15 protein-coding genes are annotated in these 15,936 nt (G+C 43.0%); 7 read left to right on the forward strand and 8 right to left on the reverse strand.

The annotated features are described in order from the left end of the window. Window positions 1-57 precede the first annotated feature (57 nt). Both N5C46_RS06225 and N5C46_RS06230 read right to left on the reverse strand, forming a co-directional pair. The gene (locus tag N5C46_RS06225; protein ID WP_261751337.1) at window positions 58-1,626 is read right to left on the reverse strand and encodes a peptide chain release factor 3; all 1,569 of its coding nucleotides are present in this window, start codon (window positions 1,624-1,626) and stop codon (window positions 58-60) included. Window positions 1,627-1,739: 113 nt separating this feature from the next. Then, window positions 1,740-1,973, reverse strand: coding sequence for a YueH family protein (locus N5C46_RS06230; protein WP_261751338.1), 234 nt, complete (start codon window positions 1,971-1,973; stop codon window positions 1,740-1,742). A gap of 171 nt (window positions 1,974-2,144) precedes the next feature. Between N5C46_RS06230 and N5C46_RS06235 the strand changes: the two genes are divergently transcribed. Beyond that, window positions 2,145-3,362 carry a NupC/NupG family nucleoside CNT transporter gene (locus tag N5C46_RS06235; protein WP_261751339.1) on the forward strand — a complete coding sequence of 406 codons (1,218 nt, stop codon included), beginning with the start codon at window positions 2,145-2,147 and terminating at the stop codon, window positions 3,360-3,362. A gap of 28 nt (window positions 3,363-3,390) precedes the next feature. Here N5C46_RS06235 and N5C46_RS06240 read toward each other — a convergent pair whose 3' ends face one another. The 3 genes from N5C46_RS06240 to N5C46_RS06250 form a co-directional block, all read right to left on the reverse strand. Beyond that, the gene (locus N5C46_RS06240) at window positions 3,391-4,473 is read right to left on the reverse strand and encodes a GGDEF domain-containing protein (RefSeq protein ID WP_261751340.1); all 1,083 of its coding nucleotides are present in this window, start codon (window positions 4,471-4,473) and stop codon (window positions 3,391-3,393) included. A gap of 123 nt (window positions 4,474-4,596) precedes the next feature. Next, window positions 4,597-6,072, reverse strand: a complete 1,476-nt coding sequence (locus N5C46_RS06245; RefSeq protein ID WP_261751341.1) for a UDP-N-acetylmuramoyl-L-alanyl-D-glutamate--2,6-diaminopimelate ligase — start codon at window positions 6,070-6,072, stop codon at window positions 4,597-4,599. 189 nt (window positions 6,073-6,261) lie between these two features. After that, window positions 6,262-7,317: a M42 family metallopeptidase gene (locus tag N5C46_RS06250; RefSeq protein ID WP_261751342.1), complete on the reverse strand. Its 1,056-nt coding sequence runs from the start codon at window positions 7,315-7,317 to the stop codon at window positions 6,262-6,264. A 422-nt stretch (window positions 7,318-7,739) separates the two neighbouring features. Between N5C46_RS06250 and N5C46_RS06255 the strand changes: the two genes are divergently transcribed. After that, a complete protein-coding gene (locus tag N5C46_RS06255) occupies window positions 7,740-9,134 on the forward strand; it encodes a peptide MFS transporter (protein ID WP_261751343.1) in 1,395 nt (464 codons plus the stop codon). Between the two features lie 34 nt (window positions 9,135-9,168). On the opposite strand, the gene N5C46_RS06260 is transcribed toward N5C46_RS06255, so the two are convergent. After that, window positions 9,169-9,981, reverse strand: a complete 813-nt coding sequence (locus N5C46_RS06260) for a YihY/virulence factor BrkB family protein (RefSeq protein ID WP_261751344.1) — start codon at window positions 9,979-9,981, stop codon at window positions 9,169-9,171. 253 nt (window positions 9,982-10,234) lie between these two features. On the opposite strand from N5C46_RS06260, the gene kynA reads away from it, so the two are divergent. The 3 genes from kynA to N5C46_RS06275 all read left to right on the forward strand — a co-directional run bounded on the left by kynA (window position 10,235) and on the right by N5C46_RS06275 (window position 12,070). After that, window positions 10,235-11,074, forward strand: a complete 840-nt coding sequence (gene kynA / locus N5C46_RS06265) for a tryptophan 2,3-dioxygenase (RefSeq protein WP_261751345.1) — start codon at window positions 10,235-10,237, stop codon at window positions 11,072-11,074. 246 nt (window positions 11,075-11,320) lie between these two features. Further along, entirely contained in the window at window positions 11,321-11,521 is a 201-nt protein-coding gene (locus tag N5C46_RS06270; RefSeq protein WP_034763568.1) for a cold-shock protein, read from the forward strand. Between the two features lie 105 nt (window positions 11,522-11,626). Then, the gene (locus tag N5C46_RS06275; protein ID WP_034763564.1) at window positions 11,627-12,070 is read left to right on the forward strand and encodes an SACOL1771 family peroxiredoxin; all 444 of its coding nucleotides are present in this window, start codon (window positions 11,627-11,629) and stop codon (window positions 12,068-12,070) included. 40 nt (window positions 12,071-12,110) lie between these two features. On the opposite strand, the gene N5C46_RS06280 is transcribed toward N5C46_RS06275, so the two are convergent. Next, window positions 12,111-12,440, reverse strand: coding sequence for a DUF3243 domain-containing protein (locus tag N5C46_RS06280; RefSeq protein ID WP_261751346.1), 330 nt, complete (start codon window positions 12,438-12,440; stop codon window positions 12,111-12,113). 178 nt (window positions 12,441-12,618) lie between these two features. Here N5C46_RS06280 and N5C46_RS06285 point away from each other — a divergent pair, with 178 nt between their 5' ends. Both N5C46_RS06285 and N5C46_RS06290 read left to right on the forward strand, forming a co-directional pair. Further along, window positions 12,619-13,362, forward strand: coding sequence for an SDR family oxidoreductase (locus N5C46_RS06285; RefSeq protein ID WP_406687383.1), 744 nt, complete (start codon window positions 12,619-12,621; stop codon window positions 13,360-13,362). 23 nt (window positions 13,363-13,385) lie between these two features. After that, complete coding sequence (locus tag N5C46_RS06290) at window positions 13,386-14,852, forward strand: aldehyde dehydrogenase family protein (RefSeq protein ID WP_272501227.1); 1,467 nt, start codon at window positions 13,386-13,388, stop codon at window positions 14,850-14,852. 42 nt (window positions 14,853-14,894) lie between these two features. Here N5C46_RS06290 and N5C46_RS06295 read toward each other — a convergent pair whose 3' ends face one another. After that, window positions 14,895-15,932 carry a ribonucleotide-diphosphate reductase subunit beta gene (locus N5C46_RS06295; RefSeq protein ID WP_261751348.1) on the reverse strand — a complete coding sequence of 346 codons (1,038 nt, stop codon included), beginning with the start codon at window positions 15,930-15,932 and terminating at the stop codon, window positions 14,895-14,897. Between the last annotated feature and the right edge of the window lie 4 nt (window positions 15,933-15,936).

Consider the following 15,936-nt stretch of genomic DNA (forward strand, 5'->3'; position numbering starts at 1 on the left):
GTGAAAAAGAAGAAATAGAAAAGCACTCCCCCTGTTCTGGAGAAGTGCTAAGTGTCATTACATTAGGCTATATAATCGGATATCAGGATTTTTATCATTGAACCATCTCATGGCAAAATCGTTTTCGAAAAGGAAAACAAGATTATCATGTCGATCCTTGACCAGCATGCTCCTGGAGCTTGACATAGTTTCCTTGACATCTTCTTCGTTTTCAATCCACCGGGCAATCTTGGACCCGATCGGTTCCATTTTCACATCAACGTTATACTCATTCTTCATCCTGTGCTCAAATACTTCAAATTGAAGTTGACCTACCGCTCCAAGAATGATATCTTCCGTGCGTGTTTTATAATACTGAATGGCTCCTTCTTGAACGAGCTGAAGGATCCCCTTTTGGAAGTGCTTCTGCTTCATCACGTTTTTAGCTGTGACACGGACAAAAAGTTCAGGGGTGAATTGAGGCAGCTTTTCATACTGAAAGCCCTGCTTTCCCTGGACAAGAGTATCACCGATTTGATACGTACCCGTGTCGTAAACACCGATGATATCCCCACTGACCGCTTCATTCACCGTACTCCGATCATCTGCAAGAAATTGAGTGGATTGCGCCAGCTTAATGGACTTTCCTGTACGGGAAAGATTGACCGTCATTCCCCTCTCGAATTGACCTGAGCAAATGCGGACAAATGCAATCCGGTCCCGGTGGGCAGGATTCATATTGGCTTGAATCTTGAATACAAACCCGGAGAAATCCTCTGCTGTCGGCTCAATCTCTCCGGCATCGGAATTCCTTGGCTGCGGAGATGGAGCAAACTGTAAGTATGTTTCCAGAAATGTTTGTACACCGAAATTCGTTAATGCACTTCCGAAAAAGACTGGAGATAATTCTCCATTCGCTATGCGTTCACGGGAAAACTGGTTTCCAGCTTCATTCAGCAACAAAACATCTTCAAGAGTCTGATTATATAGATTGCTTTCTTTAAGAGGGTGTTCTCCCTCAATTTCACCTTCATCATTTAATGGAATAAAGCGATCCTCTTCCTCAACTCGAAATTGCTCGATGCGATTATGGAAGCGATCATAGATTCCCAAGAATTCTTTCCCCATTCCTATCGGCCAGTTCATTGGATACGATTGAATTCCCAGTACTTCTTCAAGCTCTTCCAATAACTCAAGTGGTTCACGCCCTTGGCGATCAAGCTTATTGATGAAAGTGAAGATTGGAATGCCTCTCATTCGACAAACTTTGAAAAGCTTCAAGGTTTGTGCTTCAATCCCTTTCGCAGAATCGATGATCATCACCGCACTGTCAACAGCCATCAATGTTCTATAGGTATCTTCAGAAAAGTCCTGGTGACCTGGTGTATCCAGGATATTCACCCGATAATCATCATAATCGAAGGCCATGACCGAAGAAGTGACAGAAATCCCTCTCTGCTTCTCGATTTCCATCCAGTCAGATGTTGCAAACTTACCTGATTTCTTTCCTTTAACTGTTCCAGCGGCGCGAATCGCACCTCCGAATAATAGTAACTGTTCTGTTAAGGTTGTTTTCCCAGCATCCGGGTGGGAAATGATGGCGAAAGTCCGTCTTGACTGAACTTCCTGTATAAAGTCTATTTTCATTCATAAAATCCTTTCTCGTCATTCTCACTTTCTCATCATATTCGTTCTAAAGTAACAATGCAACAAAGAATCAATGCCATGCTGAGCCTGGTTCTATATCTAAATAAGATCTTCTACATCTCGGTTGTCCATTGAACGATACGGGAGCTTAATGTTAAAGCTGTTTCAGATGCAATTCTTTCCTTTAACGAATGCATTAATTTTGATTGGATATCGTCCTCTTCATAAGTGAATGTATAAGACCAATTGATATCCGGGACGGCGACCACAAAAAACTCTTCTTTCTTATTTTCATATATATATACTTTTTGTTCCAAGCCTTCCAAAAAATTTTTTCTGATCTTCATTATTGTATCCCCTTTCATGAAAACGCTGTATTTGCGCATACTATTGACGATGTTGTCCGTACAACTTTCGACAAATCTTGCAATTGTAGGTTGTCAGACGTCTGAAAGAATTGTAAAATAAAAACCCGAAAGCATCAAGTTCCAATCATACTTATCGAAGAGGTGAAAGAAGTGCAATATTTATGGGGTATCATGGGTATCATTGTCGTTATGGGAATTGCTTTTGCATTTTCTAAGAACAAAAAGCGGGTTAATGTCAGAACAGTCCTTGGAGGACTTGCCATACAGTTATTTTTCGCTTTTATCGTATTAAAAACATCTTGGGGGCAGGAGGCTCTTAAATGGTTGACCGAAGTGGTGAATGCCATCATCAATTATTCCAACGAGGGGATCACGTTCCTGTTTGGAGGACTTTACACTGAGGAATCAAACATTGCGTTCATCTTTGCATTCAATGTACTTCCTGTCGTTATTTTCTTCTCAGCTTTAATTTCAGTTCTTTATTATCTTAAAATCATGCAATTTTTCATCAAGATTTTAGGCGGCGGTTTGTCTAAACTGTTGGGAACAAGGAAAGCGGAATCATTGTCTGCCGCAGCAAATATTTTTGTCGGACAAACAGAAGCACCATTAGTCGTAAGACCTTTCTTGGCGAAAATGACTGAATCAGAACTCTTCGCCGTCATGACGGGTGGATTGGCATCCGTAGCCGGATCTGTCCTTGTAGGATATTCACTATTAGGAGTTCCACTGGAATACTTACTTGCTGCAAGCTTCATGGCTGCACCTGCAGGACTTGTCATGGCCAAGTTATTTGTGCCTGAAACAGACGATTCTCCGGAACCTGAAGCGTTTGAAATGGAAGCGGATTCGGAATCGGCCAATGTGATTGATGCTGCCGCCAACGGGGCAAGCGTAGGTCTGCAACTGGCTTTAAACATCGGTGCGATGCTACTTGCCTTCATCGCTCTTGTCGCGCTGATCAATGGATTACTTGGATTAGTAGGCGGATGGTTCGGGTTCGACAGCCTTTCTCTTCAGCTTATTCTTGGTTATGTATTTGCTCCTCTTGCCTTTGCAATCGGTGTACCATGGCATGAAGCGGTTACAGCAGGAAACTTCATTGGGCAGAAGCTTGTCATTAATGAATTTGTTGCGTATTCAGCTTTCGCTCCGGAAATCGGAAACCTTTCCGATAAAACAGTAGCAATCATTTCATTCGCATTATGCGGATTTGCGAATCTTTCTTCCCTGGGGATATTACTTGGAGGACTCGGGAATCTCGCACCAAACCGCAGGGGAGATATTGCCCGTTTAGGATTAAGAGCAGTCGCTGCAGGTGCACTTGCTTCACTATTGAGTGCTGCTATTGCCGGGATGTTCATTTAATTCACCGTTTCATCAAAGAAGCCATCCATTAGCGGATGGCTTCTTTTTCTTTATGGGGTGCAGGGTGACCCGGCATGAACAGTGCACCATTTGCCAGGCAGGTTCTTTTTTTGCCGGCATTCTTGGCCTGATACAATCGTTCGTCGGCAAGTGCGATCAGCCTTTCAGGTTCCAGGGTTTCCGTTGATTGAGACTGACCGAAGCTCATGGAAATGGCGATTGGATCCAAATCTTCCAACTGTCCGTATAATTCCTTAAGAAACCGTTGAATGTTACGCTCCTCCATATGGGGTAAGATAAAGACAAACTCCTCTCCACCATACCTGAAAGCCTGCCCATTATATGCTTCGGCATGAAAACGAAAGACTTCCCCTGTCTTCCGAATGACCTCATCCCCTGTCAAATGACCGTACTCATCATTCACCTTTTTAAAATCATCTATATCTCCCAATAATAGCAAAAAGGATTCCTTCCCTTCCAATCTGCCTCTGAATCTTTCCTGAAACGAACGATGATTAAACAACCCTGATAAATAGTCCTTATGGGCAAGGTGATGGTAGGCTTCTTTTTGGACATAGTGAGCCCGCTCTCTTAACATGATCAATGCCCCGAATAAACCGATGATCCAGAGAAAGAACAAGTTGGACGTCAAAGTGAAATAGTGCTGAAATTGAAAGATGTCCACCGTCATAAAGCCCATCACAGCATAGGCTGCACTGAATACAGACAGGGAGACGAGTGCACCCTTCGTCCTCCAGTAAATCGTCGCGTGCATCACGAAAAGAATGGATATGGGATAAAGGGGACTATGTATTCCCTGTGATAAGACCATCAGCCAAATCAGTGCCAGAAAGTCAAAGACGATCCCCGCCTTCAGGATGAATTGAAGACTTCGCTTGTCCTCCCTCGCCCGTATCAAAGCAATTTGAGTCACCAGCATATAAATGATTCCTGATACCAACAAATAAGGGAAGACCGTTTTGTTCGTTGTAATATTTTCAGAAAATGGAGGTATGTAGAAGATGAGCGTGGCGATCAGGACAAACAGCCATCTCAAAGTGGAAAACAATTTTTCTGTTTCATAGTCATTTAAGTATAACGAAAACTTCATACGCTTCATTCTCTCATCTTTTAATGTGTATATTAAATTTACCAAAGATTGTGAATTCCGTCTATCCTCATCCATAAAAAAACAGACCAACATTTGTCGTATTGGTCTGTTCATCTATAGTGATTATTCCGTTATACCATACTTCAGTTTACTTTCTTCCGCAGCAATCTCTTTATCGCTGTGGGGATATTTGGTATTCTCGATGATTTGATAGTCTTCATGACCTTTTCCTGCGAAGATGATGATATCTCCCGGTTCACTTACTTCGATGGCATGTTTGACGGCTTCAGCCCGATCTCCGATGAGAGCGTATTTGTCATGCTGCATGCCTTTTTCCAGATCGTTCAAGATACTGTCGTATTCTTCATACCTTGGGTCATCCGTCGTCAGGATGACGTAGTCTGCGAGTGATGCTTTTTCTGCCATTGTCGGACGTTTTGTCTTATCACGGTTTCCACCTGTACCGACCAGGAAGATGATTTTATTCTCCTTGAACGGAAGGACAGACTGAATGGCATTTTCAATGGCATCAGGTGTATGGGCGTAATCGATGTACACAGAAAGCGGTGCCTTCATGTCAACCTTCTCCATTCGCCCATTCACCGGAGGCAGATCACGGATGATTTCCACGAGTCTTGAGATTTCCATCCCCCTTGCATAGAGGCATGCCATGGCAGTCAGTACATTATAGACATTGAATTTCCCAAGGAGCTTCATCTCGACCTCAAAGCTTCCTTCGGGTGAATTCAAGGTGAACTTCGTCATATCATTGAAATATTCAATATTCACTGCCTTGAAGTCTGCATGAGCGTCGAGTCCGTAACTGATGACTTCATGTGGAGTCATGTAGCTGTAACGGTGATACCATTCATCATCCGCATTCAGGATGACATACTTTGGATCTTGAAGGTCCTGCCCCAGCTGGGAGAATAAGAGACCTTTTGCATATCCGTAATGCTCCATCGTCCCATGATAATCCAAGTGATCGTGACTTAAGTTTGTAAATGCAACAACATCAAAGTCGATTCCCCACAATCTACCGAGTGCCAGTCCGTGAGAGGATACCTCCAGGGTGAAGTTTTCAATCTTCCGGTCCAATGCACTTTGCATCATCTGCTGATTCGTTAAATTATCGCATGTCGTATTTTCACTGGGAAGCAATTCCCCATTCAGATTAAACCCAATCGTTCCGGATAACGCAGAACTCTGACCAGCCCTTTTTAGGATGGAATGGATCAGATTACTGACTGTGGTCTTTCCGTTTGTGCCCGTCACACCGAAAACAGTGAGTTTCTGAGAAGGATAATCATAATATTTATTCGATAATTGAGCCAGGGCTTTGAAAGTATCTTTAACTACAACTAATGCCGCCTTACTTAAATCAATATCAAGCTGCTTTTCAGCGACGATTAAGGTCGCACCTTTTTCAACGGCCATTGCAGCGAAATCATGCCCATCCACTGTGTACCCTCTCGTACATACAAACATGGTGCCTTCTGTCACTTTTCTTGAATCGACGTGAATGTCAGTTATCTCAGAAGGAAGTTCACCGTATACCGTTTTTAATTTAATGCTCTCTAACAGATTATATGTAATCATTCTTTTACCTCATTTTAAGTTAATTGTGTTTTTATTTTATCTTATCATCTTAGCTTTGATAAGAGAAATACCTCCTAAAATCAAAACAAATTTTTATCACACAATTGTCACCATACCCCGTTTAAATTTGCGTGAAACAAAAAAAGTCTTCCATCACCCAATAATATAAGGTGATGGAAGACTACTTGTTTATTCAATGACCATCTTGGATTGAACATAATGCCAAAGCAAATTTTCCGTGTGAAGAATAGAGGTTTCATGGGTGCGTTCATAGGCATGAGACGCATCGATCCCTGCCCCTATCAAACCATGGACAATATCAAAACCTGCCCGTATGGCAGCGGAAGCATCCGATCCATAGTACGGATAAATATCCACTTTATATTCGATCCCATTCTCCTCTGCCAATGAGACTAAATGCTTGCGAAGTCCATAGTGATAAGGTCCGCTTGAATCTTTCGCACAAATCGAAACGGTAAACTCATCTGTCGATTGACCGTCGCCGATCGCACCCATATCGACTGCCAGATATTCAATCGTTTCGTCAGGAATATTCGAATTTCCGCCATAACCGATTTCTTCATTATTTGAAATCAGAAAATGGGTCGTATATGGAAGCGTGATTCCTTCGGATTGAATGTGGCGGATTAACTGCATAAGCATCCCTACACTCGCTTTATCATCCAGGTGACGGGATTTTATGAATCCGCTTTCCGTGATTTCAGCACGGGGATCGAATGAAACGAAATCCCCCACTTCTATTCCCAACTCTCTTACATCTGCAGCATTCCGTACTTTTTCGTCGATCCGGACTTCTATATTCGTTTCGTCCCGTTTCGCTTCACCTGCATTTTTGTAAACATGGACAGAGGTTTGATGCATGAGGATCGTCCCACTGTAGGTTTTGCCTGTAGCTGTTTCAATCCTGCAGTACTCCCCTTCCACTGCATTCCATCTGAATCCACCAATCATGGATAACCGTAAGCGTCCATCACTCTTGATTTCCTTGACCATGGCACCTAATGCATCAACATGTGCCGTCAGCATGCGATGCCTCGATGTATCTTCACCAGGCAGGGTGATGATGAGTGCACCCTTTCGATTCCTTTTCATTTCCACCTGTAAATCCGTGAAATATTCCTCCACAAAATTCATGATCGTATCCGTGTTTCCTGAAGGACTTGGAATTTCCACAAGTTCCTTTATCAATTGAATGGTTTTCTTCGTATCTGGATATGTATTCATCTGTTTCCCTCCCTTCCCATATTATACCGTCATCTGCAACAGGACTACAAATGCTGTTTACCGAATATTCCACCGAATGCCCCTGGATTTCTTCATGCCATCCCTTTCGAACTTCTTTCGTTTTTTCTTTATGAATGGGTGAAGGAAACCACATTGATCACAGCTATACATGACCATATCCCCTTCCACTCTCTGTCCAGTAACGTTCCATCTTGATTCCCCATACCCTTCATTCATAAATAATTCGTTTTCCGTCAAGCTGGAATGACCGCAATACAAACACCCATTAAACAATTTTCCCACCGCCCCTTTTTGTACATGCCTATGAAAAGAACGGGAATACTATGAAAGGATTTGGAAAAAAGTTAACTCGCCACCCTTTCCTGTCAGACCTACTTATTTTCAAAAACAGGAGTGATAACGTGAACTCATCAACATTAGACCGTTTACCTCAAGGTAAAAAGCATCCCAAAGGTCTTTACCTGTTATTCTTCACAGAACTATGGGAACGGTATAGTTACTATGGAATGAGGGCCCTTCTCGTTCTATACTTAACGACAGCCTTTGTAAGCGGAGGCTTGGGGGTCGATCCCGCAAAAGCGTTGTCCATTTATGGTATTTATACCGGCAGTGTCTACTTTACCCCAATAGTAGGAGGATGGCTGACGGATCGATACATCGGGCTGAGAAAGGCGATCACCATCGGAGGAATCACCATGGCATGTGGAGATTTCACCATTTTCCTCACTCACTCCCAAATCGGCTTATATGCAGGACTTGCCCTTCTCGTTCTTGGGAACGGTTTTTTTAAACCGAATATATCCACACTCGTAGGGGAGCTTTACCCACGGAACGATAAACGAAAAGATGCCGCCTTTACCATTTTCTATATGGGAATCAACCTGGGAGCATTATTCGCCCCCCTCATTGCAGGTTTCCTTGCAGAGGACCTGTTCCTTACCACCATGGCGGACGGAACGATGCATTATGGATTCAAATGGGCATTCCTTGCCTCCTCCATCGGAATGATCACCGGGCAGATCATCTTTAGTACGTTAAACAATAAATATCTTGGGGAAGTAGGATTAAAGCCAAATAAACTATTAGCGGAAGAAGCCAATGAAGACAGGGATGTGCCTTTGACCAAGAAGGAAAAGCAGCGTACTACTGCCATTCTCATCCTTGCATGCTTTGTCGTATTTTTCTGGGCAGGGTTTGAACAGGCCGGGAGTTCATTTACTCTCTACACGAAAAATTTCATCGATCGTGACGTGTTTGGTTATACCATTCCCGTTGCTTGGTTCCAATCAGTCAATCCATTATTCATCGTCATCCTTGCACCGATCCTCTCAAGTGTCTGGTTACGACTTTCCCGATCGAAAAGGGGCGATATAAATATGACTACAAAAATGGGAATCGGAATGATCCTACTCGGCCTGGGATTCATGGTCCTCATACCTGCAGTCATGCAAACCGGGTCCGATGAACAAAACATCACAGTAAAAGCCAATCTTCTGTTCATCGTCTTTACGTATTTGCTTCACACACTGGGGGAGTTATTTCTGTCCCCTGTCGGTTTGTCTCTCGTCAGTAAAGTAGCCCCCGTGAAGATCGCCTCCCTCCTGATGGGGGTTTGGATGGCTGCCATCGGGGTGGCAAGCCTACTCGCAGGTCAACTTGCTTCCCTCACTGCGACCCTGGGGTATTTAGAAATATTCGCCGTCATTGGCGCTGCCGCCATCATATTGGGATTTGTATTGCTGACCATTTCCAAGAAGCTCGTGATCATGATGAGGGAAGAAAATCATATAAAATAACAAGAAATCGCTCGGCTTTAGTGCCGGGCGATTTCTATTTCAATGTTTTCTCTGCTACACTACCGTTCAACAAGCCCCCGATCAAAAGGATGGTTGAGGATATATAAAACCAGACCACGAGCGTAATGACGCTCCCCAGCTGACCGTAAAACTGGGAATAATCATTCAACTTCACGTAAGTTCCATAAAGCCACGAAACTCCCTGCCACCCGAATGTCGCAACCAGTGCGCCAGGGATGACGTGAAGAAGCGATATCCTTTTACTTGGAACGACCATATACAGAAAGACAAAGAGGATGAACATAAAGACAGAGCTCAATCCCCATTTGCCGATCACCCAGGCCTGACTCCAGTCGCCGTTAATTTTGCCCTCTGTAAATCGTGCATGACGGACATACTCCTCGACAACCGGTACGATGAGGGAAAACGAAATAAGGACCATGAAGCCGACCGTCAATAAGAGATCATACAACAATGCGATGAGAAAAGGTTTCTTCCTTTCGATCCTATATGCCTGATTCAGCGAACGTACCATCGATTGGACCGCCATCGAAGAAAGCCAGAAAGTGAAGAAAATGGAAACCGACAAGACGTCCCCCCTCTGGTCATATAGGATGCGTTCAATATTATCCTGGATGATGGCGTATGATTTATCAGGGGCAAAAGGTTTGATCAATAGCAGCACGTTGGTCTCCGATATGGGCAGATAACTGATTAATGAAAACACGAAAATCAAAAATGGAAAAATGGATAACAATAAGTAATAGGCCAGCTGCGCTGAATGATCGAAGAAGCGTTCCTTGAAAAATCGAACAGTCACCGTCTTAAAATGATGTATGATAATCATGGTTTTAACTCCTAAGCAGGAAAAGATACTATTATTTTCCCCTTTAAGATACGATTCAATCCTCTTTGAACCGTTTTACTGAATTCACCGACCATATGGTGCATCCTCCAATGACCATTCCATATTAAATGAATGATTCAAAAAAATACCGAGCATAAAACCGAGGGAGGATTTACGTGTTCCCTTCAAGAAATATATATAAAAGGGGATCAGTTGCATCTCTGAATCCACACAGAAGAAAGGGAGAATCTTTATGGTTAACAAGAACGATTCCATGGGGAATGAAGAAGTATATACGGATTTTATCAATAGAATGACGTATGGTGAATATTTGGGTCTGGACACATTATTGGATAGTCAAAAGCGTTTGTCCGGTCACCACGATGAAATGCTGTTCATCATCATCCATCAAGTCAGTGAACTATGGATGAAATTGATCCTGCATGAAACCAGGGCGAGCATTGCCTCCATTCAAAAAGGCGAACTGTCCCCTGCATTTAAAATGCTTGCCAGGGTTTCAAAGATACAATCCCAGATCATCCATGCATGGGATGTGTTATCGACCCTCACTCCATCAGAGTATGTCCAATTCCGGGACAGCCTTGGTCAAGCCTCCGGGTTTCAATCATATCAATACAGGATGATTGAATTCGCCCTGGGGTATAAAACCAGGCATGTTCTTGAAATTTACAAAAAAGATCCTGAGTTATTAGCCCAGCTTACCGATGCCTATGAGGCCCCTTCCCTTTATGATGTTTCCATCCTTGCTTTGGCTGGTGCAGGGTTGCCTATTCATGAAGATGTAAAGAATCGTGATTATACAAAACCCTACAGTGAAGACCAGTCGGTACTCGAAGCCTGGACAACCGTCTATAAAAATCCTGATCAATATTGGGACCTCTATGAGTTGGCTGAAAAATTAATCGACATTGAAGATTGGCTCCAGCAATGGCGGTTCCGCCATATGAAAACAGTCGAAAGAATCATCGGTCACAAAATGGGTACTGGTGGCTCCAGCGGTGTCGGGTATTTAAAAAAGGTGCTTGACCACCGCTTTTTCCCTGAGCTTTGGAACGTGCGCACGAACCTTTGATTCAGCTTTTACAACTACTCTTTTAAATGTTTTTAGAATACATGCATTATTCACACATTCTTTTAGCCTATTTTTATTTATGGTCATCCTCAGGGTTGCCAGATATAAAATTACCTGATAATATGTAATAGAATTATTTTTGTTCGGAATGGAAGGATGGACAAAGTTTTTAAAGCTTTTCGCCTTGAAGTTACATGAGCAAGAATAGTAATACATTGTGTGGAGAACACACGAGGAGGTAACATTATGTTAGAAGGTACAGTTAAATGGTTTAACGCAGAAAAAGGTTTCGGATTCATCGAGCGCGAAGGTGGAGACGACGTGTTCGTACACTTCTCAGCTATTCAAGGCGAAGGATTCAAAACTTTAGAAGAAGGTCAAAAAGTTTCTTTTGAAATCGTTCAAGGAAACCGTGGAGACCAAGCAGCTAACGTTACTAAAGCATAATTTATGCTTACCGAAAGACTCTACTCTGTAGAGTCTTTTTTCTTTGCCACCCATTCACAAAGTGTATACAATATTCTTAACATGTTTTCTGGGAGGATTCTATGTATGGCAAAACACTCGTTTCACATCTCGACTGAATGGCCGGGTCTCAGGAATGATACAGGCACCTTGAGCTCTGAACATTTTCATACGAAAATTTCGATCCCGCCTGAAATGGACGGTCCCGGGATCGGGACAAATCCTGATGAAATGCTCCTTGGAGCTGCAGCTACATGCTATATCATCACGCTTGCTGCTATGCTGGAAAGAAGCCATATAGAGAAAAAAGACTTAACGATGACTTCTGAAGGAATTGTAGAAGTAGAAAAAGGGGTCATCACGTATAAAGAAATCATTCATCGGCCAATCCTGTCACTCGGTTCTGCTGCCAGTGAGAAAGACATCGCACTTTCAAAGAAATTAATGCTGAAAGCTGAACAGTCATGCATGATCACACGTGCCCTTAAGGGGAATGTATCGGTGAAGGTAGATCCAGAAATACATATGTAGCAAAAGAAGGGCATCCGTTCGGATGCCCTTCTTTGTTTGCTCACGATTCCGCGTGAACAAGTTTCACGAGCATGTGAGAAAGCATATGCTGCTCTTCTTTATTTCCCGCTTTCCATAATTCATACAACAGCTTCTCTTCCCTGTTTTTCGGTTCTTCATGAGCTGCCAGATAGTCCCCTACCTTCTGAGCTGCCTTTGCCTGCTGCTCTTCATTCATCCCCAGCTTATCTGCTAAGGAAACCTTGTTCCCTAAGTATTCTTTGAAATGATCAAAGTTTGAAAGAATGTCCTCTTTTTTGTCCTGGGACATACGATCCATTGTATTTTCTACCTTCGACTCCATCTTTTCTTCTGTAGAATGATTTGCCATGCAGCCAACCTCTCCTCTCACTAATCTACTATGTATATTCCCAGGAAAGGAATTACTAAACATTTATTTTCTTTAATATGGAAAAACACACTCGACTCTCTCTGTATTGTTTATTTGCTGAACTTAATGTGTAAACAATAAGGAGGTAATAAAGCTAAACAACTATTAAGGAGGACGAATGAGTATGAGTTCAAAGAAGGTAGCGATCATTACTGGAGCGAGCAGTGGGATCGGTCAGGCAACGGCAAAGGAATTGGCGTCAAAGGATATCACGGTGATGCTTGCAGCGAGACGGGAAGAACGATTGAAGGAATTGAAAAATGAAATAGAGCAAATGGGCGGAACGGCATATTATCACGTAACAGACGTGACGAACGTCGAAGAAATGGAACAACTTGCGAAGAAAACGGTAGAAGAAGCCGGCCGGATTGATGTATTGGTCAATAATGCAGGCCTCATGCCCCTCTCACTGATTAATAAACGAAAGATAAAAGAATGGGATCAGATGGTTGACGTCAATATTAAAGGGGTACTCTATGGGATATCCGCTGTTCTTCCTTATATGGAAGATCAGAAGTCAGGACATATCATTAACATCTCATCCGTAGCCGGGCATAAAGTGATGCCGGGCAGTTCAGTCTACAGTGGAACCAAATACGCCGTCAGGGCAATCACAGAAGGCTTGAGACAGGAAATGAATGCATCATACAACATTCGTACGACGATCATCTGTCCCGGGGCAGTTGCCACAGAACTGACTGAGACCATTACAGACGAAGATATCTTAGCCGCTTTCAAGGATCGGGATATGAAGCCACTTGACAGTGAAAATATCGCCAAAGCGATTTCTTATGCCGTGGAGCAGCCTGATCATGTAGATGTGAATGAAATCATTGTACGCCCTACCCAGCAGGATATGTAAACAACAAGGAGGAAATGATTTTTATGAATACACAATTTGACAAACTTTTCATCAATGGTGAATGGATTGATGGAGGCAGTGAAAATACAATACCGAATCAGAATCCTTTTGACCATACTGAAATTGGATCCATTCAAGCTGCCAGTAAAGAAGATCTCGATAAAGCATATCAATCAGCACAGGAAGCACAGAAATCCTGGGCAAATGAGCTTCCTCAAACAAAGAGGAGCATTATGGAAAAGGCGGTCTCTGTTGTTGAAGAAAATAAGGATTTAATCATTGAATGGCTCATCAAGGAGTCAGGGAGTACGTATATGAAAGCTGCAGGTGAAGTGACCGTCTCCATTAACAGCATGAAGGAAGCTGCAACGTATCCGTATAGGATGGAGGGGAAAATCCTCCCTTCCCAAGTTCCCGGTAAGGAAAACAGGGTATACAGGGCCCCACTCGGAGTAGTAGGCATCATCAGCCCATGGAATTTCCCCTTCCATCTGGCTGTCCGCTCCATCGCGACTGCTTTGGCTACCGGAAACGGGGTTGTGGTTAAGCCAGCTACCCATACTCCTGTGACTGGCGGGTTATTATTTGCAAGTATATTTGAAGAGGCCGGACTTCCGAAAGGACTTCTTAATGTAGTGGTAGGAAAAGGGTCTGAAATCGGGGATGACATCGTGACCCACCCCATCCCCCGCTTGATTTCCTTTACAGGATCTACGGAAGTGGGACGCCGCATCGGGGAGCTTGCAGGGAAAAATCTTAAGAAAACGGCTTTGGAGCTCGGTGGCAATAATGTCTTTATCGTACTTGATGATGCTGACCTTGATCAGGCTGTTGAATCAGCCCTTTTCGGTAAATTCTATCACCAGGGGCAGATTTGCATGAGCATCAATCGGATCATGGTTCAACAAGGAATGTATGATAAGTTTGTGGATGCCTTCGTTTCCAGAGTGAAAGAATTACAGGTTGGAGATCCTTCTGACAAAAAGACACAGATCGGCCCATTGATCGATCAAAATCAAGTAGACCGGATATTGAAAGATATTGAAAGCAGCAAGGAAATGGGCGCTGAAGTGGCACTTGGAGGAAATGCAGAAAAGAACTTATTATATCCGACCGTTCTGACCCATGTGACAAATTCCATGCCGATTGCAAAGAATGAAATTTTCGGACCAGTGGCAGCCATCATACCATTCGATTCCGAAGAAGAAGTTGTAGGGCTAGCTAACGAACATCCTTATGGCTTAAGCGGAGCAGTCCATTCTTCATCCATCGAAAGAGCGACGAATGTGGCTCATCAAGTGGAAACCGGGATGATTCATATCAATGACGAACCGGTGAATGACGAGCCCCATATGCCATTCGGCGGAGAAAAAGATTCAGGACTCGGACGCTTCAACGGGGAATGGGCACTCGAAGAATTCACGACGGTGAAATGGGTGGCCGTTCAACATAAGAGAAGGGATTATGGTCCTTTTATTGAAAAGAGATAACAAAAAGCGAGTCATGCCGACTCGCTTTTTATTATGATTCCTTTACAGCTCATCAAATCCATTGGCATCCGATGTTTTAGTATACTGCCTTGATTTTTGTTCAAAGAAATCGGTCTTTCCCCTATCGACTTCCTGATACGCTATGATCCATTTAAGCGGATTCGTTTTGTAGCCCTCGAATGGTTCGTCAAAACCTAATTGCTTCGCTCTTTTATTGGCCATGAATTTAATATAATCCTCTACATCACTCATCAGAAGCCCTTCCACATGGGATCCAATGATCTCTCTTCCCCATTCCATTTCGAGGTGCGCTGCCTGTTTGAATGTTTCCTTCCCGAACATACGCAGCTCTTCCGTCTGATAAGAAGGATTTTCATTCAAAACTTCTTTAAATATTTTTTCAAACAACCCGACATGAAGCTGTTCATCACGATTGATATAATTGATCATCGTGCTCGTTGCGACCATCTTTTGGTTTCTTGCTAAATGATAGAAAAAAGCAAAACCTGAATAAAAGAACAATCCTTCCAGGATGACATCATAAATGATTGACTTTAATAGATTCTGAACAGTCGGTGATTCAACAAATCCTTTATAGCCATTTGTGATAAATTCATTCCTTTTCAATAGAATGGGATCGTTCTTCCAAAAGTCAAACACTTCATTTTGCTCTCTTTTCGATACGATGCTGGATAACACATAGCTATAGGAATGGTTATGCACGACTTCTTGCTGTGCCAGGATGATCATCAGGGCGTTTAGGCTCGAATCCGTCAGGTAATCTGCCACTTTTCCCGCATAGTCGGTTTGAACGCTGTCAAGCAGCGCCAGGAGACCTATGATTTTTAAAAAGGATTCCTGCTCATTCTTCGACAAAGTAGGGAACTGCTTAATATCTTTAGCCATATTGATTTCAAATGGAGTCCAGAAATTCCCCAGCATCCTTTTATATTTCGGGTAAGCCCAGGGAAACCGCACGTCATCCCAGTTTAATATATTGGAACTTTTCCCGTTTACGATACCCGTTGATTTATTTGGGGCCAGTGAATCAATCAGGACCCGCTGTTTCAATTCTTCCATTTTC

The sequence above is a fragment of the Rossellomorea vietnamensis genome, assembly GCF_025398035.1.
Lineage (GTDB): Bacteria > Bacillota > Bacilli > Bacillales > Bacillaceae_B > Rossellomorea > Rossellomorea vietnamensis_B.

Bases quoted from the DNA above. Each gene is read 5' to 3' on its own strand.
- N5C46_RS06225 (WP_261751337.1), bottom strand. From the start codon at position 1,626: ATGAAAATAGACTTTATACAGGAAGTTCAGTCAAGACGGACTTTCGCC.
- N5C46_RS06230 (WP_261751338.1), bottom strand. From the start codon at position 1,973: ATGAAGATCAGAAAAAATTTTTTGGAAGGCTTGGAACAAAAAGTATAT.
- N5C46_RS06240 (WP_261751340.1), bottom strand. From the start codon at position 4,473: ATGAAGTTTTCGTTATACTTAAATGACTATGAAACAGAAAAATTGTTT.
- N5C46_RS06245 (WP_261751341.1), bottom strand. From the start codon at position 6,072: ATGATTACATATAATCTGTTAGAGAGCATTAAATTAAAAACGGTATAC.
- N5C46_RS06250 (WP_261751342.1), bottom strand. From the start codon at position 7,317: ATGAATACATATCCAGATACGAAGAAAACCATTCAATTGATAAAGGAA.
- N5C46_RS06260 (WP_261751344.1), bottom strand. From the start codon at position 9,981: ATGATTATCATACATCATTTTAAGACGGTGACTGTTCGATTTTTCAAG.
- kynA (WP_261751345.1), top strand. From the start codon at position 10,235: ATGGTTAACAAGAACGATTCCATGGGGAATGAAGAAGTATATACGGAT.
- N5C46_RS06270 (WP_034763568.1), top strand. From the start codon at position 11,321: ATGTTAGAAGGTACAGTTAAATGGTTTAACGCAGAAAAAGGTTTCGGA.
- N5C46_RS06275 (WP_034763564.1), top strand. From the start codon at position 11,627: ATGGCAAAACACTCGTTTCACATCTCGACTGAATGGCCGGGTCTCAGG.
- N5C46_RS06280 (WP_261751346.1), bottom strand. From the start codon at position 12,440: ATGGCAAATCATTCTACAGAAGAAAAGATGGAGTCGAAGGTAGAAAAT.
- N5C46_RS06285 (WP_406687383.1), top strand. From the start codon at position 12,619: ATGAGTATGAGTTCAAAGAAGGTAGCGATCATTACTGGAGCGAGCAGT.
- N5C46_RS06290 (WP_272501227.1), top strand. From the start codon at position 13,386: ATGAATACACAATTTGACAAACTTTTCATCAATGGTGAATGGATTGAT.
- N5C46_RS06295 (WP_261751348.1), bottom strand. From the start codon at position 15,932: ATGGAAGAATTGAAACAGCGGGTCCTGATTGATTCACTGGCCCCAAAT.